We start from the raw sequence: 23328 nt of genomic DNA on the forward strand, positions 1-23328 counted from the left end.
CCCGGCGGGACGGGACCGTACGGCCCTGGTGGGAGTGTCAGAGGTGTTTGAGAGAGTGGGATCATGCGCGAGCACAGCGAGAACACACGCACGGGACACGGGCCCGCGGGGCGGGGCAGTGCCGTCGTCATCGGCGGCGGGATCGCCGGTCTCGCGGCCGCCCACCGGCTGCTGGCCGGCGGCAGACGCGTGACCGTCCTCGAGGCTTCGGACCGGGTCGGCGGCAAGCTGCTGCCCGGGGAGATCGCGGGCGTGCGCGTGGACTTCGGCGCCGAGTCGATGCTGGCCCGCCGCCCCGAAGCCGTCGCCCTGGCCCGTGAGGTCGGCCTCGACGAGCACCTCCGGCCGCCCGCCACCGCGACCGCCTCGATCTGGACCCGAGGCGCCCTGCGCCCCATGCCCAAGGGGCATGTCATGGGCGTCCCCGGCACCGCCGCCGCCCTGACCGGCGTCCTGTCCGACGAGGGCCTGGCCCGCATCGAGCGGGACGCCGACCTGCCCCGCACGGAGGTCGGGGACGACATGGCGGTGGGCGAGTACGTCGCGGCACGCCTCGGCCGCGAGGTCGTCGACCGCATGGTCGAGCCCCTGCTGGGCGGCGTCTACGCGGGCGACGCGTACCGCATCTCGATGCGCTCGGCCGTCCCGCAGCTCTTCCAGGCCGCCCGGAACCATGTCTCGATCACCGAGGCCGTCCGCGAGATCCAGGCCAGGGCCGCGGCCGGCGGGCAGACCGGGCCGGTGTTCATGGGCATCGAGGGCGGGGTGGGCCGGCTCCCGCAGGCTGTCGCGGAGTCGGTCCGCGCGCGGGGCGGCGAGATCGTGACCGGGGCGCCGGTGACGGAGCTGCGCCGTGCGGCAGGGGCCGGGTGGCGCGTCGTCACCGGCGACCGGGTGCTGCACGCCGACGCGGTCGTCGTCGCCGTACCGGCACCGGCCGCCGCCGCCCTCCTGCGCGCCGAGGCCCCCGCAGCCGCCACCGAGCTGGACGGCGTCGAGTACGCCTCCATGGCTCTGGTCACCCTCGCCTTCCGCCGCGCCGACACCGCCCTGCCCGCCGGCAGCGGCTTCCTGGTGCCGCCGGTCGACGGGCGCACCATCAAGGCGTCGACCTTCGCCTCCCAGAAGTGGGGCTGGATCGCCGACGAGAACCCGGACGTGGTCGTCCTGCGCACGTCGGTGGGGCGGTACGGCGAGACGGAGATCCTGCAGCGCGCGGACGAGTACCTCGTCGACGTCTCACGGCACGACCTCCAGGCGGCGACCGGCCTCGACGCCACCCCTCTGGAGACCCGCGTCACCCGCTGGACCGACGGCCTGCCCCAATACCCGGTCGGCCACTACGCGCGCGTGGCCCGCGTCCGTGAGCACGTCGCCAAGCTGCCCGGCCTCGCGGTGTGCGGCGCGCAGTACGACGGCGTGGGCATCCCGGCGTGCATCGCGAGCGCCTACGCCGCGGTCGATCAGCTGGAGGGCGATACGAGCGGTGTGGAGGAGCTCACCGCCCACCCGGTGCAGAGTCTGCACGGCGGAGCGGGAGAATAAGGGACATGAGTGACGACGCCCCCACCACCGAGTCCGGCAGGATCCCGAACAAGGGCAAGCTGGCCAAGGACCTCAACGAGGTCATCCGCTACACCCTCTGGTCCGTCTTCAAGCTGAAGGACGTGCTCCCCGAGGACCGCGCGGGCTACGCCGACGAGGTCCAGGAGCTGTTCGACCAGCTCGCCGCCAAGGACGTGAAGATCCGCGGCACCTACGACGTGTCCGGGCTGCGCGCCGACGCCGATCTCATGATCTGGTGGCACGCCGAGACCAGCGACCAGCTGCAGGAGGCGTACAACCTCTTCCGCCGCACCAAGCTGGGCCGCGCGCTCACCCCGGTCTGGTCCAACATGGCGCTGCACCGCCCCGCCGAGTTCAACCGCTCGCACATCCCGGCCTTCCTCGCCGACGAGACGCCGCGCAACTACGTCAGCGTCTACCCCTTCGTGCGCAGCTACGACTGGTACCTCCTCCCCGACGAGGACCGCCGCCGCATGCTCGCCGACCACGGCAAGATGGCCCGCGGCTTCCCGGATGTGCGCGCCAACACGGTCGCCTCGTTCTCGCTGGGCGACTACGAGTGGCTCCTGGCCTTCGAGGCCGACGAGCTCTACCGCATCGTCGACCTCATGCGCCACCTGCGGGCTTCCGAGGCCCGGATGCACGTCCGCGAAGAGGTGCCGTTCTTCACCGGTCGCCGGAAGTCCGTGGCTGAGTTGGTGGGCGGGCTTGCCTGACCGGGTTGTGGTGGGGTGTGGTCGGCCGGGGTCCGGGGGTTGTCCCCTGGGGGTGCGGCACGGGTCGCCGTAAGTCCGTGGCCGAGTTGGTGGCCGGGCTCGCCTGACCGGGTTGCGGTGGGGTGTGGTCGGCCGGGGTCCGGGGGTTGTCCCCCGGGGGTGCGGCACGGGTCGCCGGAAGTCCGTGGCTGAGTTGGTGGGCGGGCTTGCCTGACGGGTTGTGGTGGGCGAGGTCGGCCGGGGTCCGGGGGCTGTCCCGCGGAGGAGGCAGCACCGGCGGCGGAAGGCCGTGGCCGCCGGGCTGGTTGGCGGGCTTGGGTGATCAGTGGGGGAGGCGGGCCGCGGCCTGCTGGGGGCGGCCGCCCGGCTGCGTCTCGGTGTGCTTGGCCGGCTTCTTCGCCTGACGGCCCTCCGGGCGCTCCGGCTTCGGCTCGGGGTGCCCCTCGCACGCCGCCCGGCGCTCCGGGAGGCGCCCGGACAGCAGGTAGGCGTCGATGTAGCCGTTGACGCAGGCGTTCGGGCCGTACGCGATGCCGTGCGTGCCGGCGTCCCGTTCGGTCACCAGGACCGAGCCCGACAGCCTCCGGTGCATCTCCAGCGCCCCTTCGTACGGCGTGGCGGCGTCCCGCTCGGCGGCCAGGATCAGAATCGGCGGCACCTCACCCGGCCCGGTCCGCACGTCGAGCGGCTGCTGCCGGGGCGCCTGCCAGAAGGCGCACGGCAGGTTCATCCACACGTTGTCCCAGGTCTCGAACGGCGCCACGCGCGCGAGCCGCGTGTTGTCCCGGTCCCAGACCGCCCAGTTCGTCGGCCAGGGCGCGTCGTTGCACTCCACGGCCGTGTAGACCGCGTTCGTGTTCTCCTCCTGGACCGCCGCCTCCGCGACCGGCGAGGCCAGCTCGGCGAGCGGCTTCGCGTCGCCCTTCAGATAGGCCGACAGCGCCTGCGCCCGCGCGGGCCAGTAGTCGTCGTAGTACCCGGCCTGCAGATACGCCTCCTGCAACTGCACCTGCCCGACCTTCCCGCCGGCCGGTTCCACGGCCAGCCGCGCCCGCACCTTCTCGTAGTTGCGCAGCACTTCGTCGGCCGTCCTGCCGAGGCCGTACACGGCGTGGTGTTTGGCGACCCACTCCCGGAAGTCCGCCCACCGTCCCTCGAACGCGGCCGACTGCATGAGGTTGCTGCGGTACCAGATCTGCGCCGGGTCCGGGTTCACCGCCGAGTCGAACACCATCCGCCGTACGTGCGAGGGGAAGAGGGTCGCGTACAGCGAGCCGAAGTAGGTGCCGTACGACGCGCCCATGAACGTCAGCTTCTCCTCGCCCAGCGCGGCGCGCAGGACGTCCAGGTCGCGGGCGTTGTTGAGGGAGTTGTAGTGCCGCAGCGCGCTGCCGTTGCGCTCGGCGCAGCCGCGTGCGTAGGCCTTCGCCCGGGCGATGCGCTGCCGCTTGTACGCCTCGGAGGGGTGCGTCGGCGCGAGCATGGGCCCGTTGAAGAACTGCCTGGGGCTCTGGCAGGACACCGGCGCGGACGGCCCCACTCCGCGCGGGGCGTAGCCCACCAGGTCGTACGCCCCCGCCAGCCGCTTCCACGCGGGCAGGACCCCGATCAGCGGGAAGTGCAGGCTGGAGGCGCCCGGCCCGCCCGGGTTGTAGACCAGCGCGCCCTGGCGGGGGACCCGGCGCTTGCTGTTGTGCGGGTCCTTGTGAGTGGCCCGCATCCGGCTGACGGTGAGGCGGATCTGCTTGCCGTAGGGGTCCGCGTAGTCGAGCGGCACGGACACGGTGCCGCACTTGACGTCGGCCGGCAGGTCCAGGTTCTTGGCGCACCTGCCGAAGGCGATCCCTGCCTTCTCGGCGCGCACGGCGGCCACCGCCGTGCCGATCCGTTCGTCCGCGGGCCAGGCCGCACCCGGGGCGGCGGCCGCGGTGCTGCCGGCCGGGGCGTTGGACAGGGCGGTCAGGAGCAGCGCTCCGGCGACCGAGTAGAGGGCGGGAGCTCTCATCGCGTATCCCTTCAGTGCACGGCAGCAACAAAAGGGATATTTCGTTCGTCTGTTGATGAAGGCAAGCACCGTCCTGCCGGTGTCGGCGTCAATGCCCCCGATGCGTCACCGACCGCAGGCCGTCAGTCGCGGCGGTGGAACACGGCGTGGTGCGGCTCGCGGTGCGCGAAGGCCGCGCGCAGCTTCGGCTCGCCGATCGCCCGTACGCCCCGGACCGCGACCGAAGTGAGGAACGTACGGTCGTCCCCGCCTTCCGCGTGCCGGACCAGGGCACTGAGCAGCCGCTGCCCGGCCGGGGAGGCCCACCGCGAGTACGGGCTGATCTCGATCCGGGCGATGGCGAGGCAGCTCAGCGTGAGCACGAAGGGGAGCGCGAACCAGAGGGCGACCAGATGCGCCGGCATGTCCGACCGGACCGGGGCGAGCAGGGCGATCACCCCCAGCGCCACGACGGCCGCCGCGGCGCGCCGCACCTCCCGGATCGCTGCCGCGACGCCGCCACGCGCCCCGTCGGGGACGGCGAGACCGGCGCTGACCAGCCGGTCGCCCAGGCTGCCCACCGCGTCGGCGGCGGCCGCGGCGTCCCGCACCGGCTCGATCCGGGACTGGCCCTCCGGCCCGATGGCCCCTATCACCGAGCGCTCCATCTCGTCGCGCCCGCGCGGATCGACGACCGTCGCCCAGCCGGTGTGCGCGAGCAGCAGCCGCCGCTGGAGCGCCATCGAGACGAGCGTCAGGTCGGCCACCCGCCGGGGTCCGCCGGACAGGAACGCGGCCTCGTACAACGTCAGATCGTGTCCGCGGCCCGCCGTCGCCTCCTTCGTCTCCCTGGCCGCGGCGTGTGCGGCGGCCAGACACAGCCGTGTGCACGCCGTTCCGGCGACGGCCCAGGCCAGCAGCAGAAGAAGCACCCAGAACATGCCGTGTTTCTATGCCAACGGCCCGGAGAACCGCCATGCCCTGTTCACGATCCGGACCGAGAGTTGCCGGGACGTGACGTTCCGGATCCGGCAGCCGGAGCCTCAGGAGCCCGCCGTGTCCTGCGTGTTCTCCGTGCCGTCCGTGTTCTCCGTGGTGTCCGGGCGCGGGCTGGTGGCGGCCGGCGGCAGTGTGTACGTCGGTGACGGGGCCGGGGTCACCGGGACGGCGGGCGCGGGGTCGAGGGTGGGGCCTGGCGGAGCGGGGGAGGGGTTGAGCGGAGGGGTGCTGCCGGCGGCCATGTCCTGGGCCAGGGCGTCGAAGTCGACGTAGCCGGTGGCCTCCAGGACCGTGATGTGGTCGAGGACAGTGGAGTTGGCGTCGTCGGCGAGCGCGCGGACGAGGGAGTTGCGGGTGCCGGCCCGCACCTGGGCGACGACGGAGAACACCTTCCCGTGCGCCAGCCGCAGGATGTTGGCGAACTGGCGGTCGTACTCGACGCCCTGGGCCGAGTCCAGGGTCGCCAGCCACTGACGCTGCTGCTCGGTGGGCTCGTTGGGCAGCTCGAGACCGAGCTTGGCGGCGACGTCACGCACCCGCGCGTCCAGGAACGTGTGCCCCTCGATGAGGTGCTGCCCCGCGGTCCGTACGGCCGGGGTGGTGCCCTTCTGCTGCGCCTGCTGTCCGGCGGGCAGTTCCCACAACCCGGCCAGCCGGACCTTGGTGATGAAATCGCGGTCCAGTCCGGACAACGGCCCGTACCCGGTGGCGACGGTCTCGGCGTTGAGCACGTCCACGCCGGTCCCGGACCGGTCGGCGTACGACCAGATCGGGAAGATCATCGCCAGCAGGGTCGCCGTCAGGCCCGTGATGATGAGCCCGGTGCCGCTGAAGATGCCTCGGCCGTTGATCGGGGGTCGCGGTCGCATGGTGCCTCCTGTTGCAGCACCGCACGTTAGAGCGCTTCGAGGGTTGGGTTGGCATATTACTTCGGGGTACTTGGGCGTCTACGCCAACTGCCGTACAGGAGCGAATGGTTGCAACGGGGGCGGTTACGGGCGAATGGGGGAGTGCGGGTGGGTGACATACAGGGGCAAAGGGGGCGAATGGGGGGAGTGGGCCGCCTTACGGGGCTGAGGTGTTAGTCCCGGCACACTCGGTGGAGTGGCGGCGCCCAGGAGGGGACCGGGAATTGGCGTATGCGGCGTCCTCAGGAGGCTGCGGGGACGAACCTCATCGCGAGCGGGCCGGTCATCGCGAGCGGGCCGGTCACCGACGCGACTCCGCCACGCGGTGCGGCCTGCGGACGCCGTCCGGTACCAACCCCCGTGGCCCGCCGCCCGGCACGCCGCTCACCGCCGCAGCAGCACCCGGCGCGTGGCCCGCGCCAGCCGCACCGCCGGCCGCCGCGACCGAGGCCTCGGCCCCGACCGCTCCAGCCACCACTCCCGCAACTCCGCCCGCACCCGCGCGTCGTCCAGCAGTCCCTCCGCCAGCAGATACCCGGCGAAGTCGAGTGCGTCGCGCCGATAGCCGCCGGTCATCGGATGCCCGTGCGCGTACGCGAGGAAGCCCCGCCGGTACCCCTGCCCGAGAATCACCGGCAACTCCGGCGCGACCTTCGCCACGACATCCGCCCGCTTCCCGGCGAGCGCCCGTGCCTGCACGCCGAGCCGCACCCGGTCGAACCCCTCCGGCACGGGCGTACCGGCGACAAGGGCGGACAGCAGGGCGGCCTGCGCAAGGGCGAGGCGTTGCCGGGCGGGGTCGGTGACGGCCCCCGTCCGTCCCTCCACCGACACCGGCTGCTTCGAGGTCCCCTCCCCGGACGCAGAGCTTCCGGGCCTCTCCTCTACGACGCCCTGGGGTGCCCTGTCCTGCGATGCCCCCTCCGCGAGCGCCGCCGCCCCCGACGCGCTCTGCGCGGAAACCCGCCGCTCGGTGTCCCCCTTCTCCAGAGCCATTCGAATCGACCCCAACTCCCGCTCCAGCTCAGCCGGTTCGGGGAAGTTCTCGTCCCTCTCCAGGAGTACGCCCGGTGGGGACACCCGGGAGGCGAGGTCGGTCAGGATGTCGAGGACCGGTCGCGGGACCGGGTGGGCGTGGCTGTCGTGCCAGACGCCGTCGCGTTCGAAGCCGCCCGCGACATGGACGTACGCGATGGCCTCCACAGGCAGCTCGGCGAGCGCCTTGGCAGGGTCCTCGCCGCGGTTGACGTGGTTGGTGTGCAGGTTGGCCACGTCGATGAGGAGGCGTACGCCGGTGCGGTCGGCGAGCTCCCACAGGAACTGTCCCTCGGTCATCTCCTCGCCCGGCCAGGAGATGAGCGCGGCGATGTTCTCCACGGCGAGCGGCACGGGCAGCGCGTCCTGCGCGATACGGATGTTCTCGCAGAGCACGTCGAGGGCGTCCCGGGTGCGCGGCACGGGCAACAGATGCCCTGCCTCCAGCCGCGGGGACGCGGTCAGCGGGCCGCCCGCCCGTACGAACGCGATGTGCTCGGTGACCAGCGGCGATCCCAGCGCGGCCACCCGTTCGGCGAGCGCGGTCAGCCGGTCGGCGTCGGGTCGCTCCGCGCCGCCGAGGCCCAGCGAGACGCCGTGCGGTATCACGGTCACGCCGCGCTGCCGCAGCCGTACCAGGGACTCCGGAAGGTGTCCGGGACAGACGTTCTCGGCGACCGCCTCGACCCAGTCGATGCCCGGCATGCGCTCCACCGCGTCCGCGATCTCCGGACGCCACCCGATCCCCGTGCCCAGTCGCTCCATCGTCCCCTCCTCGGCCTCTTCCGTACCCGCTGTCCCGTCTCTCGGACGTGCCGGACGTGACGGGGGTATGGCCCCGCGGGCTCCACCCGAACCACGGGGCGGACACCTTCAGAGCAACATTTGAGGTTGCGGACCCGTACGCGCACCCCGCACCGGCACCCCGCACCGTCACCCCGCACCCAGCATCCAGGCCCACCCCGACCCGGCGGCAGCCGCGGTCCGAGCGCACCGCGGCCGGTACACCACGCCCGAGGTCCCGCACCGCGCAACCCCGCGAACGGCCACCGCAGGGTCGTACGCGCGGAACGCGACCGATGTTCAAAACGCGCGGCGTCTCGATTCACGCCTGACCGACCGGCGCCGGCAGGGAGGTTTGGAGGACCCCTGGTCACCAGCGTTCAGGGGCGCCTCGCGGGGCGGCTCAGCGGACGACCAGCGGCCGGCGTACCCCGGGCGGCAGCGATCCCACCCGGTGATGCCCCTCGACCACCAGAGTCGTCCCGGGCGCGATCTCCGTGAACCCGGCGTCCCGCACCAACGGCAGCCCCGCGGCGGTCAGTTCACGCCAGCGCGCCGGCTCCGCGGTCCGCACGGCCAGCGGGAACCCCGCCGCGCGCCAGGCGTCCCGCTCCTCGTCCGACAGCTCCCACCAGGCGATCTGCGCCGCGTGCCCCGCCTGGGCCATCGTCTTGCCGGCCGACATGTCGAGTCCGGGATTCACCCAGAGCACGGGCGCCGAGCGATCCGCGTCCTCCGGCGGCTGCGGATCGTCGAGGTCGGTCCCCGACACCTGGAGCTTCGCCAGTTCCTTCGGCCACCCGTCCAACGGCACGGGCGGAAACACCCGTACCTCGGCCGACTCACCGGTGACGGTGATCCCCGGCAGCCCTTCGGCCCGCCGCCACTCGGCCCCACGGGCCCGCCGCACGACCTTGCGGATACGGGCGTCCTCCCAGTCCCGCATGGCCTGAGCCCACTCACCGTCGTCCACGGACCGCTCGTCGCTGAGCATGATCAGTACGGCGCGGGCGGCGGTCTCCAGCGCGTCGGTACGGGCCGGGGGATCGGCCCGCTCGATGCGCACGACGAGCGGGAGCACGAACTGGGGGGCCTGATCGCGGGTACTGCGTCCGGACCGGAACGGGCTGTCCTGAGTGGCGGGGCTGTCGGAACTCACGGCGCCCAGTCTGCCAGGGCGGGGATCTGCGCGAAGATGCTCCCATGCAACGCGATCTTCGTCTGGACAACGTGGGCCGCCGCTACGGCCTGCGCGGCCCATGGGTCTTACGCGGCATCCACCTCACCGTGGCCGCGGGCACCCTCATCCGCATAGAAGGCCCCAACGGCACCGGCAAATCCACCCTCCTCCGCATCCTGGCCCGCATAGACGCCCCTTCGGAAGGCCGCGTCAGCGGAGCCCCCCGTACCGCCTACGTCCCCGAACGCTTCCCCACCGCCCTCCCCTTCACCGCCCTCGGCTACCTCACCCACCTCGGCACGGTCCACGGCCTGTCCCGGCCGGCGGCCACCCGTGCCGCCCTCGAGTGGCTCGACCGCTTCGGCGCGGCCGCGTACGCCCGTACGCCGATGGCCCAGCTGTCGAAGGGCAGCAGCCAGAAGGTCGCCGTCGCCCAGGCGCTGCTCGCGGACCCCGAGTTGCTCGTCCTGGACGAGGCGTGGACCGGGCTCGACGCCGATGCCCGGGCGGAACTGGAGCGTGCCGTCGCCGAGCGGACCGCCGCCGGCACCTCGGTGGTCTTCGTCGACCACGACCCGCGCCGCCTCGCGGGGGCGCCCGACGCGACGTACACCGTGCACGAAGGCGGCCTCAACCGCCGTACGGAAGAGACCGCGTCACCGCACGCCGGCCCGCACACGACGGTCGTCGTCCAGGGCCCGAGCGGCGCGACCCTGCCCGCCGAGGCCCTCCGTATCGTCACCGGAGCGGCCGAGCCCACCCCCGGCACCCACCGCCTCACCGTCCCCGCATCCCACTCGGACGTCGTCCTGCGCGCCCTGCTGGCCACCCGCCCGCCCTGGCACGTGGTGAGCGTGAGCCGGGAGACATCCGCCCCTACCGCAGCCGAAGCCCAAGCCGCAGCCGAACCCCCAGTCCAAGCCGAAGCCCAAGCCGAGAGTCGCCGATGACGTCGATGAGAGCCCTCCTCCGCTACCAGGCCGCCCTTCTCGCCCGATCGCAGCGGTGGCTGCCGCCGTTCATCCTGTACGCCGTCTTCCTCGCCATCGGCGTGCAGGGCGGCCAGCCCGTCCTCGACTCGCTGGGCTACGCGGCCGCGGCACTGCTGCCCGTCGCCGCCTGGCTGGTCCGCATCTGCGTCACCAACGAGCCGCCCGCCGCCCGCAGTTGCGTCTCCGCGGCGGTCGGCCCGGGGCGGGCGCACCTCGCCGCGCTGCTGGTGGCGCTTGCCGCCGCGGCGGCGCTCGGAACGGCGGCGATCGTCGTCGTCACCCTGATCAGCGACCCGGTCGGCGCCGACCACCAGATCCGGGTGCCACGGCTGCCCGCGGCCGCCGCCGGTCTGCTCGCCGCGCTGGCCTGCGCCCTGCTGGGCACGGCCGTCGGCGCGCTCACCGCATGGCCGGTGCTGCGCTCGACCGGCCGTGCGGTCCCCGCGATGCTGCTCGCGGCGCTGCTGTCCGTGGTGGTGACCGGCTCCCCGGCCCACGCGGCGGTCAGCGGCCTGGTCACGGGCTCCCGCTCGGGCACGGTCCCGATGCCCCTGCTGCCGCTGGCGGCAGCGGCCCTGCTCGCGGCGGCCGCGAGCGCCGCCGCCTGCGCGCTCACGTCCCGCAGATCACCCTGACCACCGGCAGCTCACCCCGAACAGGCCGTGCGCTGCGCCTCCTGCCACTCACACACCGGGCAGAGCGTGATCCCCTTGTACGACTCCGGGTACTCCGTCGGCTCCCGGCACAGCACGCACTCCGCATACGGCGGTCCGTCCGCCTTGGGCGGCCTGGTCGCGTCGATCAGGCAGTAGTCGTCGTCGCTCATGCCTTCAGCGTACGAGCCTCGCACCGGCAGCGGACGAGCTCACGCCCGCCCGCCCGAGGCTCCGATCAGCTCGCTCACCTTCACGAACCGGAACCCCTTCGCGCGCAGCTCGGGCACGATGCTCCGGACCACCCGCTCGGTCGTCGGAGCGGCACTGAGCGTGCAGTGCATGACCACCACGGACCCGGCCCGTACCCCGTCGAGCACCCCCTGGGCCACCGCGTCGGCGTTCGTCGCGAAGGCGTCCCCGCTCACCACGTCCCACTGCACGGCCGTGACGCCGGCCGCGCTGAGCGCCCGCAGGGCTCGCCGGTCGTAGCAGCCGCCGGGAAACCTGAAGTACGGCATCGCATCCCGCACGCCCACCTTCTCGAACAGGGCGTACGCCCGCTCGACATCCGCCCGCATCCGGCCCGCGCCGATGGTCGGCAGCCCGTAGCAGTCGTCGGTGAAGGCGTAGTGGCTGTACGAGTGGTTGGCGACCTCGAACAACGGGTCCCGCCCGATGGCCCGGGCCTGCCCGGGATACTCCTCGGCCCACCGCCCCGTCATGAACACGGTCGCCGGCACCTTCAGCTCCCGGAGCGCCGCGACCAGCCCCGGATTGTCGAACCGCTCACCACGCGCCGCCCGCGGCCCCTGGTCGGCGGTCATGTCGGCGTCGAAGGTGAGGGCGACGGTCTTGTCCCCGTTGCGGGGACCGTGCTCGAAGACGGGGGTCAGACCGGCCGGCCCGGGGGCGAGGGTCGGTGGCCCGGTCGCCGTGGCGGCGGGAGAGACGGCGGAGGCGCTGGGCGCGGGGCGGGGAGCGCGGGGCTCATCGGCCGGAGAGCACGCGGCGAGAACGGCGAGCGCCGCGCCCAGGGCGCAGCCGGCGGTGACGCGTCGTACAAGAGTGATCACCGCAGGACGATATGAGGATCAAACGGATTATCCGGTCGTATTGATGGGTGCGCCGAGCCGGCGTCACCCGCCCGGCGGGACCGGCCCCTCTCAGTCGGCGCGGGTGCAGCGGCCCGTCGGGGCGGTGGCCGGAGGGCGGCACTGGAAGGCGAAGTCGGACGCGTTCGTGCTCAGGTAGCGGCCGATGCAGGTGCTCGGAGTGGTCCGGCCGTGCTCGGCGCAGAAGGTCAGGGCGGCGTTGCCGTCGGCGAAGGGGCCGGGGGCGTAGAACACCCAGTAGCCGGGGCGCAGGGAGGGGTAGTCCCCGCTGCGCAGCACGGCCGCCTCCGGCACCGTCCGGCGGATCGTGGCGAGGCGGCTGTCGCGGGCGGCGGTACCCGTGGCGACGGGTTCGGAGTGGAGCTGGGCGATCCAGCGGCCGCCCTGGGCCGGGGTGGGAGTGGGGGTCGGCGATGTGCTCGTGGGGGTGGGCGACGGTGCGGTGGTGATCGGCTTCTGTCTCACCGGGCTGGGGGTGGAGGTCGTGGCTCTCGGGGTGGTCGAGCCGGCGGCCTTGTCGTCGCCCTCGGTGCCGTCTGGGCGCAAGGCGAACACCAGAGCCGTGGCCACGCCGATCACCAGCGCCGCGGTCGCGGCCACCACCAGAGGCGTACGGCGTCGAGCGCCCCGCACCGGCTGCGGAACCGTCGGACGCGGGGTGTCCAGTTGGGTGGGCGTCGGTGAAGTCGGGTGGGCCGCGCCGGCCGTCACCGTCGGCCAGGTCCAGTGCGGTGTCGCCCCCGCCTCGACCTGCGCCAGCATCGCGTCCAGCCGGGCGGCGTCCGGGCGTGCCGCCGGGTCGCGTACCAGAACGGCGTCGAGCACCGGGGCCAGCGGGCCGGAGCGGGTCGGCGGCGGCAGCGGGTCGTCGAGTACGGCGGCCAGGGTGGCCAGCGTGGTGGGGCGGCGCAGTGGGCTGACGCCCTCCACGCAGACGTACAGGACCACGCCCAGCGACCAGAGGTCGGCCGCCGGATCGTCCTCGTGGCCCCGGATCCGTTCGGGGGCCATGTATTCGGGCGAACCGACGAGTTCACCGGTCGCCGTCAGGCCCGTCGTGCCCTGCAGGGCGGCGATGCCGAAGTCGGTGAGGACGGCGTCGCCGTCGGGGCGCAGGAGGATGTTGGCGGGTTTGACGTCCCGGTGGTGGATGCCCGCCGCGTGTGCGGCCCGCAGCGCGGCGAGCACCTGGCGGCCGACGCGGGCCGCCTCCGCCGGGGTCAACGGGCCGTCGCTCAGCCGCTGCTGGAGCGAGACGCCCGGCACGAGCTCCATCACGATCCACGGATGCGGGTCGGCGTCCACGATCTGATGGACCGTCACCACATGGGGATGGCTGAGCCGGGCCAGCGCCCGCGCCTCCCGCATCACCCGCTCGCGCATCACACCGACGGTGTCCGCGTCGGACCGCACCGCCTTGAGCGCGACCTCGCGGTCCAGCACCGTGTCGCGAGCCCGCCACACGGTGCCCATTCCTCCGCTGCCCAGCCGCTCCACCAGCTCGAAACGGCCGTCGACGACATCCCCCGGTTGGTTCATGCCGCAAAGGTTAGATGACGCACCGGAGAGCAAGCTTCCGCCGGGTACGGGGCCACGACGGCTAGCGGCGCCAGGGTCCCGTCACCGCGAACGTCGTGCCCGGTGTGTAGCAGTTCACGTACATCGTCCCGCCGTCGGGTGAGAAGGTGACCCCGGCGAACTCGCCCCACTCCGGCTCCTGAGGGGTGCCTAGGTTCTGGGCGTTGCGCGCCATCGCGTACACCTCGCCGCCTCGCGTCACCCCGTACACGTGCTGGGCGCCGTTGCCGTCCTCGCACACCATCAGCCCGCCGCTGGGGGCGAGGCAGATGTTGTCCGGGGACTCGCCCGGGAGCTGGACGTCCGTGTCCGGGCCGAAGACGATCACGAGGGTCAGGCGCCGCGCGGCGGGGTCGTAGCGCCAGATCTGGCCGTAGTGGTCCGCCGCCGAGCCCTCCGCGCTGCGGGCGAAGGAGGAGACGAAGTAGACGCAGCGGCCGCCCCAGTAGCAGCCCTCCAGCTTCTGCGCGTGGGTGATGCCCTTCGGGCCGAAGTCCTGCAGGCGGATGGGGGTCTGGGCGGCGAGCGGGTCCGGTACGTCGACCCACTCGACGTCCCCGAAGCTCGCGCCGGTCTCCTGGATCGAGGACAGGTCGGGGACGCCCGGCACCCGCATCGCCTGCAGGCGGCCGCCCGCGCGCAGGGAGCCGAAGCCGCCGTGCGGCGCGTGTGGCAGGAAGCGGTAGAAGAGGCCGAACGGCTTCTGGAAGGCGTCCTCGGTCTCGTAGACGATGCCGCGCCGCGGGTCCACGGCGATCGCCTCGTGCTGGAACCGGCCCATCGCGGTCAGCGGGACCGCGGAGGAGCGGTAGGGGTTCGCCGGGTCGACCTCGAAGATGAAGCCGTGGTCCTTGGTGTAGCCGTTGGTGCCCGCCTTGTCCTCGGTCTCCTCGCAGGTCAGCCAGGTGCCCCAAGGAGTCGGCCCGCCCGCGCAGTTGACGGCCGTACCGGCGATGGCGACCCGCTCGGACAGGACGTGGCCCCGCCGGTCGAGCGTCAGGGCCGTGCAGCCGCCCTTGCCCGCCGGGTCGTAGGTGAGGCCCGGGACGGTCGGGACGGGGAACCTCGCGGTGGGGCGGTTCTCGTGGTTGCGGACCAGATGGACGCGGCCGTTTCTGCCGGGCAGGGCGGTCATGCCGTCGTGGTTGGAGGGGACCGGGCCCTCGCCGGAGCGGAGCGGTTCGCCCTCGCGGGACAGGACCCGGTAGCGGAAACCTTCCGGCAGATCGAGCAGGCCCTTGGGGTCGGGGACCAGCGGGCCGTATCCCGTGTGGCCCAGGTTCTGTGCTGCGGCTGTTCCGGCGAAGAGCTCGGTGAGGTTCCCGGCGAAGGCGATCGACACGCCCAACGCGCCGGTTCGGGAAAGGAGTTGACGGCGGGACGGACGACCGGCGGTCGTGTTCTCGGACATGGGGAAACCTTCCTGCTGGCGGACAGGAACTGTGACCCCGCTGTGTTTATCACCTGGTATGAGCCACGGGAACCACGCGCGTAGCGTGTGTCACTTCTCGGTGGCGTCCTCGATGATGTCCTCCACCGTCCGTTCGACGTCCCGTGCGGCCCGCGGCTCGATGGCCGCCTCGCCCTCCTGGCCGGCCGCGCCCTCCAGGGCGTGACCCGGTTCCGGCTCCGGGGCGCGCTTCACGTGGTGCTCGTGGTCCTCGCCCCGCTCCAGGAAGCGCAGCAGTTCGACCGGGATGGGCAGGACCAGCGTGGAGTTCTTCTCCGCCGCTACCGCCATCACCGTCTGGAGCAGCCGCAGCTGGAGTGCGGAGGGGGCGTCGGCCATCTGGTGGGCGGCCTCGGCCAGTTTCTTGGAGGCCTGGAGCTCGGCGTCCGCGTTGATGATGCGGGCCCGCCGCTCGCGGTCCGCCTCGGCCTGCCGGGCCATGGAGCGCTTCATCGACTCCGGCAGTGACACGTCCTTGATCTCGACGCGGTCCACTTGCACGCCCCAGCCGACGGCAGGGCTGTCGATCATCAGCTCCAGGCCCTGGTTGAGCTTCTCGCGGTTGGACAGCAGGTCGTCCAGGTCGCTCTTGCCGATGATCGAGCGCAGTGACGTCTGCGCCATCTGCGAGACCGCGTACTTGTAGTCCTCGACCTTGATGAGCGCGCTCGCGGCGTCGATCACCTTGAAGTACACGACCGCGTCCACGCGCACCGTCACGTTGTCCCGGGTGATGCCCTCCTGGGCCGGCACGGGCATCGTGACGATCTGCATGTTGACCTTGTGCAGCCGGTCCACGATCGGGACGATCAACGTGAATCCGGGTGGCCGTACGTCTCCCACCAGCCGTCCGAGTCGGAGCACCACCCCGCGCTCGTACTGTTTGACGACCCGCGCCGCGGCCGCGACGTACACCAGGCCCGCGGCAGCCACTCCCGCGGCCGCGCCCAGCAGTTCCTCGACCATGACGACCTCCTCGTGCAGAGGCCCGTTCCGCATGCTCCTGTAACGATATGCCGGTGTCTGGTCCGGGGCCATGGACGGCCCCGGACCAGGGTCACGCCTCAGCCGACGTCATACGCCGGTCAGGGCGAGGTGACCCGCACCGGTTCCGTGCCTTCCGCGCTGTGCCGCTCGGCCCAGCTCTCCAGGGCCGTACGGCAGGCATGGTCGAGGTGGTGCAGACCCGACAGGTTCAGCTCCACCGGGCGGTCCTGGGGCAGGGCCTCCAGGCTGTCGAGGATCTTCGGCAGCCTCAGGAAGGTCGCGTTGCCCGAGAGGTACGCCTGGATGGGTCCGGCGCCCTTGTCTATGACCTCCAGCTTCACGTGCGAGGCCTCCCAGGCGGTCTTGGCGACCGACAGGGCCAGACCGATCAGCACGCCCTCGAACATGTTCACCGCGACGATGGAGACGGCGGTGACCACGAGGATGAGCGCCTCGCCCCGGTGGCCGCGCCACAGGGAGACGATGCCCCGGAAGGGGATCAGCTTCCAGCCGGCGTGGACCAGGATGCCGGCCAGCGCGGGTATCGGGATCAGGGCCAGCGTGGCGGGCAGCAGCGCCGCGAACAGCAGCAGCCACACGCCGTGCATGACCCGGGACGCCTTGGTCTTCGCACCTGCCTGGACGTTGGCGGAACTGCGCACGATGACCGCGGTCATCGGCAGCGCGCCGAGCACACCGCAGACGGTGTTGCCCGCGCCCTGCGCCATCAGCTCCTTGTCGTACTCGGTGCGCGGCCCGTCGTGCAGCCGGTCCACGGCCGCCGCGCTGAACAGCGACTCGGCCGACGCGATGAGCGTGAAGGCGACGATCGTGGCGAGCACACCGACGTCCGCCAGTTCGCCGAAGGCGCTCAGGGACGGCGGCTGAACGGATCCCAGCAGGCCCTTGACCTCGACGGTGGCGACCGGCAGCGAGAAGGCCGCGGCGACCAGCGTCGCCAGACCGACCGCGGCGAGCGGACCGGGAACCGTGCGTACCTGGCGCGGCATCCGCTGCCACAGCACGAGCACCGCGACGGTGCCGGCGCCCAGCGCGATCGAGGCCAGCGCCTCGGTGTTCTGCACGGCCTGGACCAGTGCTCCGGGGAGTCCGAATATCTTCTCCAGGCCGGAGGCGGGCGCCTTGGCGTCCGCGACCGAGTAGAGCTGCCCGGCGATGAGGACAAGGCCGATACCGGCCAGCATGCCCTCGACGACGGAGACCGAGATGGCCCGGAACCAGCGCCCCAGCTTCAGGGCGCCCATGAGGAGCTGGAGCAGGCCGGTGGCGAGCACCAGCACGCCGAGGACCGGCAGCCCGAACTCCTGCACGGCCTCGAAGACCAGCACGGTCAGACCGGCGGCGGGTCCGGAGACCTGAAGGCTGCTGCCGCGCATCATGCCGGTGACGATGCCGCCCACGATGCCGGTGACGAGCCCGACCTCGGCCGGGACTCCGGAGGCGACGGCCACGCCGACGCACAGCGGCAGCGCGACGAGGAAGACGACCAACGAGGCGGCGAAGTCCTGCCGCAGGTGAGGGTATTTGGTCATCATGCCGATCACAGTGCCTCGAACGCGTCGGTCTCGGCGCTGTGGGCGCGCACGGCGCCCTTGTGGACCTCGTAGTACCACGCGTGCAGGGTCAGTTGACGCTCCTTCAGCTTCTTCTCGATGAACGGGTACGAGCGCAGCCGCAGGATCTGCGCCAGCACGTGGGCCTGGACGCCCTCGGCGACCTCCGGGTCCTCGACGGCGCCGGTCGGGCGGGGCTCGGCCTGCGCGAGCCAGTCGCGCACGGCCGGTACGGCGTCCAGGTCGTCGCCGCGCACCAGCGCGCCGACGGCCCCGCAGTGGGAGTGGCCGCAGACCACGATGTCGCTGACGCCGAGGACCTCCACGGCGTACTCGATGGTGGCCGCCTCGCTGGTGGGGTGCTCGGAGGCGTACGGCGGAACGATGTTGCCCGCGGTGCGCAGCTCGAAGAGCTCGCCGGGGCGGGCGCCCGTGATCAGGGCCGGAACGACCCGGGAATCGGAGCAGGTGATGAACAGGACCTGCGGGGACTGCCCCGCGGCCAGTTCGGCGAACTCCTCAGGGCGCTGTCCGAACATACGGGCGTTGTCGATGAGGGGCTGCATGTGTGGTGACTCCTCCTGGCGCGCCTCGGTGGCGCGTCGGGGTTTACATGACAGAGGTGGGGGGACTGCTGTGCTTCTCAGCAGCGGAAGACCTGCAGCGCGGCCGGGGTGTGGGACGCCGAGGGTCTCGACGTGCGCTGGTGCGCGGTGCCGGACCCGGCCGGCTCGTGCTTGGCCGCGGGGTCCCGGGTGAGCAGGGGCCGGTAGGGCGCCTCGGGCCCGGAATCGGCGACGCGCAGACGGTCACGGGTGCGCAGTGGACCGGTCGGGTCCCCATCGCCCGACGGTATGCAGAGGTGTGCGGTGAGGGTTTCGTCGCGCAGCGCCTTGCCGGAGAGCTTGATTCCGGGCTGGGCCTTGGCCTCTGCCTGACTGACCGTATGCGCCTTTGCGAAGGACGCGGTGGGTGCGAAGAGCTGGAGGGCGACCAGGACGGCGGCGAGGATCGAAATCGCGGTCCGGGCCGTCGTACCTCGGAACATGCGCCCCCCTCCAGTCAGTCCACACCTCTTGCGCGAGCCAACACTTGGTCAACCGTTGGTCAAGAAACACATTAGCCCGGCAAAGTTGTTTGCAGGGTTAACTTAACGTTTCGACCTGAAGAGAGCCTGAAATGCGAGGGTGAGATGGCTTGAACTCCCCCTTGACCAAGGGGGAGTTGACAAGTCAGGGGCGTCAGGAGGTGACGAGGCCCCTCGCGTCGCGCGCCAGGGCGGTGAGGCGGGAGATGGCGCGGAAGTACTTCTTGCGGTAGCCGCCCTTCAGCATGTCCTCGCTGAAGAGCTTGTCGAAGGGCAGTCCCGAGGCCAGGACGGGGACTTCACGGTCGTAGAGCCGGTCGGCGAGCACGACGAGACGCAGAGCCGTCGACTGGTCGGGGATCGGCCGCACATCGGTCAGGCAGACCGCCCTGAGTCCGTCGGTCAGCGCGCCGTAGCGGCTGGGGTGGACCCGGGCCAGGTGCTCCAGCAGATGCGGGAAGTCGTCGAGCGAGGCGCCCTCGGTGGCGTACGCCGCCCTCGTCACCTGTTCGTCCGAGTACGGCGCCGGCGCCTCGGGCAGACCGCGGTGGCGGTAGTCCTCGCCGTCGATGCGCAGCGTGCGGAAGTGGGCCGACAGGCCCTGGATCTCCCGCAGGAAGTCGGCCGCCGCGAAACGGCCCTCACCGAGCTTGCCGGGCAGCGTGTTGGAGGTGGCGGCGAGCGCGACGCCCGCGTCGACGAGCTTGCCGAGCAGGGTGGAGACGAGGACGGTGTCGCCGGGGTCGTCCAGCTCGAACTCGTCGATGCACAGCAGCCGGTGACCGGAGAGCGTCTGCACCGTCTGCTGGAAGCCGAGGGCGCCGACCAGGTTCGTCAGCTCCACGAAGGTGCCGAAGGCCTTGAGGGACGGCTCGGCCGGGGTGGCGTGCCAGAGGGAGGCGAGCAGATGGGTCTTGCCGACGCCGTAGCCGCCGTCGAGGTAGACGCCGCGGGGGCCGGCCGGGGCCTTGGGCGCCTTGGACCGGCCGAACCCGAGGAAACCGCGCCGGCCGGTCTTCCCGGCCCCGCTCGCGTGCGCCCCGCCGAGCCCGCCCGCGAAGGACTCCAGTACGCCGACCGCCTCGGTCTGGCTGGGCTGGTTCGGGTCCGGGATGTACGTGCTGAACCGGACCGAGTCGAAGCGCGGCGGCGGCACCATCTCGGCGACAAGCCGGTCCGCGGGCACGTGCGGCTCACGGGCGCACAGGGACAGCGGGCTCGCTTCGGCTATCGGGCTCGACTTGGACGCGGCGGAGGAGGACGACACGGTTCACCATGCTAGGGCCTGCCCGGCGGGTCCGACCGGCCTGGGGCATGCGGTTCCTCACAGCGCGGTGAGCCGGGGGTGACGGGGTTGGTGGCCACAAGGCCGCAGATGGGCGTGCCGGGGCCCGTGACCCCGGTCGGGCCTGTCGGGTAGGCCCGGGGTGCCGTGCCACACTCCATGACATGCGACGCCTGTTCCCTGTGACCGACGAATCAGCAGCGAGGGCCTCCGGCGGTTCTGCCGGGGACGACGGGAGTGGAGCTGCCGTAGAGGGGCCTGTGACCGGTGCTCCTGCTGGGGGCGGTGAGGGTGCCGACTCCGGTGGGCCCACGGACCAGCGGGAAGGTGCCGAGGGGGCCGCGGCGGTCCCTGATGGTGGTCACCCGAGCGGCGAGTTCGCTGCCGACGCCTCCGGTGGTGGGCCTGCGGGCAGGGCGGCCGCGGTCGGTGGCCCGGCGAGTCCCGGCGCCGATCTGGTCGACCGGGAGTGGAGCCTCGCCGAGCTCGCCGTCGCCTACGCCTATCCCCGGCCGGCGCCCGGCGGCGGGCAGCCCTGGCTGCGGGCGAACATGGTGTCCACGCTGGACGGCGCCGCCCAGCACGACGGCCGTTCGCAGCCCATCTCCTGCGCGGCCGACATGCGGATCTTCGGCACGCTGCGGGCGCTGGCGGATGTCGTGATCGTGGGTGCCGAAACGGTACGTCAGGAGGGGTACCGTCCGGCACGCGCGCGTGCGGAGTTCGCGGAGGCGCGCCGGGCCGCCGGGCAGGGGCCCGCGCCGGCCATCGCGGTGGTCAGCGCGAGCCTGGAGCTGGACTACACCCTTCCGCTCTTCACCTCGCCCGCCGTGCCCACCCTGATCCTCACGGGCGCCGCCGCGGCCCCGGACCGGATCGCCGCCGCGGAGAAGTCGGGTGGGACGCAGGTGGTGATCGCCGGTGACGGTGTCGGTGTGGATCCCGTCCGTGCCGTCCAGGCCCTCGCCGAGCTCGGCCACACCCGGCTGCTGACCGAGGGCGGGCCTCGGCTGCTCGGCCAGCTGGTCGCCGCCGGTGTGCTCGACGAACTCTGTCTGACGATCTCCCCGATGCTCACCGCGGGTGATGCCCAGCGCATCGCCGGCGGGCCCTCGGTGGCGGTCCCCGAACGGTTCGAGCTGGCGTCCCTGCTGGAGGAGGAGGGCTTTCTGTTCGGCCGGTACCGGCGGAGGTGAGGTGGCCGGACAGGGGTTTCCGTCGTCGCCGTGGTCCTGAAAACGTCGGAATCCACCGTTCCGCTTAGCTCCTGCCGGGCACACTAAAAATCGCAGCCCCCGTGCGAGCACGGGGCAGGATGGTTTCCTCAGAAGGGGCGCCCGGTGTTCACAAGCGTTTTGATGATCGAGAAGGCCCTGACCTCCGCCGACGTGGAGTTCGTCACCACCTTGCACGGGGACGAGGAAGTCTCCTTCCACGTGCTGCTCCAGCCGCGCGGCGAGCAGGCCGACAGGCTGTTGCGCGCCATCGACGACATCGCGCTCGGCGAGCTCGACGAGGCCGTCCGGGAGGGGAGGACGCCGGAGGGCGAGGAGGCGATGAGCACGGGGGAGCGGGCGCTGGAGGTGTCGCTCACGGCCCTCCGAGGGGCGGGGGCCGAGGCCGAGGGGCGGCTTCTGGAGGACCATCCGCTGGATGCGCTGAAGGCTGTCGTGGACGAGGTCGGTGCGGACGAGGTGATCGTGTTGACCGACCCCCATTACGTGGAGGAGTTCTTCCACCGGGACTGGGCCTCGAGGGCTCGGCACAAGGTGGGGGTGCCGGTGCTGAAGCTGTTCTCGCACAGCAAGGCGTAGCGCTGCCGCTGGGCGGGGCCGTGGGCGCCGGAGGCGTCGGGCGGGTTGGTCGTTCGTGTGGCCTTGCGGGGCCGGTCGCGCCCGCGCGGCGGAGCCGCACATCGACACAGCCCCGCGCCCCGTGGGTGGTACAGGTCCCGGCGTCCCATGGGCGAGGTCGGCCTCCGTACCCAATAGGCTGAGGGCTCACCGTCGTATCGCACGTACCGCACTCTGGGGAGAACACGCATGGCACCCGGCATTCCCACCGCCATGGACCGACCGCACTTCATCGGCATCGGCGGCGCCGGGATGTCGGGGATCGCGAAGATTCTCGCGCAGCGTGGTGCCGAGGTGGCCGGCAGCGACGCCAAGGAGTCCGGGACCGCCGAGGCGCTGCGGGCGCTGGGCGTGACGGTGCACATCGGGCACGCGGCGGAGCACCTCGCCGACGACGCCAGCTGTGTCGTGGTGTCGTCGGCCATCCGGCAGGACAACCCGGAGCTGGCCCGCGCCGCCGAGCTGGGCATCCCGGTGGTGCACCGCTCCGACGCGCTCGCCGCGCTGATGGACGGGCTGCGCCCGATCGCCGTCGCCGGCACGCACGGCAAGACGACCACGACGTCGATGCTGGCGGTCTCCCTCACCGAGCTGGGCCTGAAGCCGTCCTACGCCATCGGCGGCGACCTGGACGCCCCCGGCTCGAACGCCCTGCACGGCGACGGCGAGATCTTCGTCGCCGAGGCGGACGAATCGGACCGCAGCTTCCACAAGTACGCCCCCGAGGTGGCCATCGTCCTCAACGTCGAGCTCGACCACCACGCCAACTACGCGTCGATGGACGAGATCTACGAGTCCTTCGTGACGTTCGCCGATCGCATCGTCGACGGCGGCACTCTGGTGATCTCGGCCGACCAGGACGGGGCGCGGGAGCTGACCCGGCGCGTGGCCGGGAGCGTCCGGACGGTGACGTACGGCGAGGCGGCGGACGCCGACGTACGCGTCCTGTCGGTCGTGGCGCAGGGGCTGAAGAGCCAGGTCACCGTCCTGCTGGACGGCCAGGAGCTCACCTTCGCGGTCTCCGTCCCCGGCCGCCACTACGCGCTCAACGCGGTGGCCGCCCTCGCGGCGGGCGCGGCGCTGGGCGTCCCGGCCGCCGAGCTGGCCCCGGCGCTGGCGGCCTACACGGGCGTGAAGCGGCGGCTCCAGCTGAAGGGCGAGGCCGCCGGCGTCCAGGTCATCGACTCCTACGCCCACCACCCGACCGAGATGACGGCCGACCTGGAGGCCATGCGCGCGGCCGCCGGCGACGCCCGGATCCTGGTCGCCTACCAGCCCCACCTCTTCTCCCGCACCCAGGAACTGGGCAAGGAGATGGGCGACGCCCTCGCCCTCGCGGACTCCTCGCTGGTGCTGGACATCTACCCGGCCCGCGAGGACCCGATCCCCGGCGTCACCAGCGACCTGGTCATCGAGGCGGCCCGGGCGGCCGGCGCCGAGGTGACGGCGGTGCACGACAAGAGCGAGGTGCCCTCGCTCATCGCGGGAATGGCCAAGCCCGGTGATCTCGTTCTCACCATGGGCGCGGGCGATGTCACCGACCTCGGCCCGCTCATCCTGGACCGCCTGTCGAAGTGAGGGAC

Annotated in this window: 21 protein-coding genes; 7 read left to right on the forward strand and 14 right to left on the reverse strand. The window is 72.4% G+C overall.

Annotated elements, in window-relative coordinates; genetic code table 11:
- The first annotated feature begins 63 nt into the window (after positions 1-63).
- Together hemG and hemQ are read left to right on the forward strand one after the other, a co-directional pair.
- Positions 64-1545 (forward strand): protoporphyrinogen oxidase, encoded by a 1482-nt coding sequence (gene hemG / locus ACIBAG_RS32515; protein WP_399110007.1) that lies wholly within the window; start codon positions 64-66, stop codon positions 1543-1545.
- A 5-nt stretch (positions 1546-1550) separates the two neighbouring features.
- The gene (gene hemQ / locus ACIBAG_RS32520; protein ID WP_399110009.1) at positions 1551-2282 is read left to right on the forward strand and encodes a hydrogen peroxide-dependent heme synthase; all 732 of its coding nucleotides are present in this window, start codon (positions 1551-1553) and stop codon (positions 2280-2282) included.
- Between the two features lie 322 nt (positions 2283-2604).
- Here hemQ and ACIBAG_RS32525 read toward each other — a convergent pair whose 3' ends face one another.
- The 5 genes from ACIBAG_RS32525 to ACIBAG_RS32545 all read right to left on the reverse strand — a co-directional run bounded on the left by ACIBAG_RS32525 (position 2605) and on the right by ACIBAG_RS32545 (position 9150).
- A complete protein-coding gene (locus ACIBAG_RS32525; protein WP_399110011.1) occupies positions 2605-4287 on the reverse strand; it encodes an alpha/beta hydrolase in 1683 nt (560 codons plus the stop codon).
- 122 nt (positions 4288-4409) lie between these two features.
- The gene (locus ACIBAG_RS32530; protein ID WP_399110013.1) at positions 4410-5207 is read right to left on the reverse strand and encodes a TIGR04222 domain-containing membrane protein; all 798 of its coding nucleotides are present in this window, start codon (positions 5205-5207) and stop codon (positions 4410-4412) included.
- 102 nt (positions 5208-5309) lie between these two features.
- Positions 5310-6134: a DUF4142 domain-containing protein gene (locus ACIBAG_RS32535; protein WP_399110014.1), complete on the reverse strand. Its 825-nt coding sequence runs from the start codon at positions 6132-6134 to the stop codon at positions 5310-5312.
- Positions 6135-6557: 423 nt separating this feature from the next.
- A complete protein-coding gene (locus ACIBAG_RS32540; protein ID WP_399110016.1) occupies positions 6558-7973 on the reverse strand; it encodes a DUF692 domain-containing protein in 1416 nt (471 codons plus the stop codon).
- A 421-nt stretch (positions 7974-8394) separates the two neighbouring features.
- Entirely contained in the window at positions 8395-9150 is a 756-nt protein-coding gene (locus tag ACIBAG_RS32545; protein ID WP_399110018.1) for a peptidyl-tRNA hydrolase, read from the reverse strand.
- A gap of 44 nt (positions 9151-9194) precedes the next feature.
- On the opposite strand from ACIBAG_RS32545, the gene ACIBAG_RS32550 reads away from it, so the two are divergent.
- Both ACIBAG_RS32550 and ACIBAG_RS32555 read left to right on the forward strand, forming a co-directional pair.
- A complete protein-coding gene (locus ACIBAG_RS32550) occupies positions 9195-10121 on the forward strand; it encodes an ATP-binding cassette domain-containing protein (protein WP_399110020.1) in 927 nt (308 codons plus the stop codon).
- Positions 10122-10126: 5 nt separating this feature from the next.
- Positions 10127-10798: an ABC transporter gene (locus ACIBAG_RS32555; protein ID WP_399110223.1), complete on the forward strand. Its 672-nt coding sequence runs from the start codon at positions 10127-10129 to the stop codon at positions 10796-10798.
- A gap of 11 nt (positions 10799-10809) precedes the next feature.
- Here the strand turns inward: ACIBAG_RS32555 and ACIBAG_RS32560 are convergent, their stop codons facing one another.
- From ACIBAG_RS32560 to zapE, 9 genes are all read right to left on the reverse strand, one after another.
- The gene (locus ACIBAG_RS32560) at positions 10810-10989 is read right to left on the reverse strand and encodes a hypothetical protein (protein ID WP_031487047.1); all 180 of its coding nucleotides are present in this window, start codon (positions 10987-10989) and stop codon (positions 10810-10812) included.
- A 39-nt stretch (positions 10990-11028) separates the two neighbouring features.
- Positions 11029-11892, reverse strand: a complete 864-nt coding sequence (locus ACIBAG_RS32565; protein ID WP_399110022.1) for a polysaccharide deacetylase family protein — start codon at positions 11890-11892, stop codon at positions 11029-11031.
- Positions 11893-11982: 90 nt separating this feature from the next.
- The gene (locus ACIBAG_RS32570) at positions 11983-13470 is read right to left on the reverse strand and encodes a protein kinase (protein ID WP_399110024.1); all 1488 of its coding nucleotides are present in this window, start codon (positions 13468-13470) and stop codon (positions 11983-11985) included.
- A 61-nt stretch (positions 13471-13531) separates the two neighbouring features.
- The gene (locus ACIBAG_RS32575) at positions 13532-14920 is read right to left on the reverse strand and encodes a PhoX family protein (protein ID WP_399110026.1); all 1389 of its coding nucleotides are present in this window, start codon (positions 14918-14920) and stop codon (positions 13532-13534) included.
- Between the two features lie 90 nt (positions 14921-15010).
- Complete coding sequence (locus tag ACIBAG_RS32580; protein ID WP_399110225.1) at positions 15011-15925, reverse strand: slipin family protein; 915 nt, start codon at positions 15923-15925, stop codon at positions 15011-15013.
- 119 nt (positions 15926-16044) lie between these two features.
- Positions 16045-17502 carry a SulP family inorganic anion transporter gene (locus tag ACIBAG_RS32585; protein WP_399110028.1) on the reverse strand — a complete coding sequence of 486 codons (1458 nt, stop codon included), beginning with the start codon at positions 17500-17502 and terminating at the stop codon, positions 16045-16047.
- 5 nt (positions 17503-17507) lie between these two features.
- Positions 17508-18086 (reverse strand): carbonic anhydrase, encoded by a 579-nt coding sequence (locus ACIBAG_RS32590; RefSeq protein ID WP_399110030.1) that lies wholly within the window; start codon positions 18084-18086, stop codon positions 17508-17510.
- Positions 18087-18163: 77 nt separating this feature from the next.
- The gene (locus ACIBAG_RS32595) at positions 18164-18568 is read right to left on the reverse strand and encodes a hypothetical protein (RefSeq protein ID WP_399110032.1); all 405 of its coding nucleotides are present in this window, start codon (positions 18566-18568) and stop codon (positions 18164-18166) included.
- Positions 18569-18761: 193 nt separating this feature from the next.
- Positions 18762-19874 (reverse strand): cell division protein ZapE, encoded by a 1113-nt coding sequence (gene zapE, locus ACIBAG_RS32600; protein WP_399110034.1) that lies wholly within the window; start codon positions 19872-19874, stop codon positions 18762-18764.
- A gap of 473 nt (positions 19875-20347) precedes the next feature.
- Here zapE and ACIBAG_RS32605 point away from each other — a divergent pair, with 473 nt between their 5' ends.
- The 3 genes from ACIBAG_RS32605 (at position 20348) to murC (ending at position 23323) form a co-directional block, all read left to right on the forward strand.
- Positions 20348-21088, forward strand: a complete 741-nt coding sequence (locus ACIBAG_RS32605) for a pyrimidine reductase family protein (RefSeq protein WP_399110227.1) — start codon at positions 20348-20350, stop codon at positions 21086-21088.
- 144 nt (positions 21089-21232) lie between these two features.
- A complete protein-coding gene (locus ACIBAG_RS32610; protein ID WP_399110035.1) occupies positions 21233-21706 on the forward strand; it encodes an indole-3-glycerol phosphate synthase in 474 nt (157 codons plus the stop codon).
- A gap of 228 nt (positions 21707-21934) precedes the next feature.
- On the forward strand, positions 21935-23323 hold the full coding sequence (murC, locus tag ACIBAG_RS32615; protein WP_399110037.1) for a UDP-N-acetylmuramate--L-alanine ligase: 1389 nt from the start codon (positions 21935-21937) through the stop codon (positions 23321-23323).
- Positions 23324-23328: the final 5 nt, after the last annotated feature.

The sequence above is a fragment of the Streptomyces sp. NPDC051243 genome (genome assembly GCF_044455405.1).
Lineage (GTDB): Bacteria > Actinomycetota > Actinomycetes > Streptomycetales > Streptomycetaceae > Streptomyces.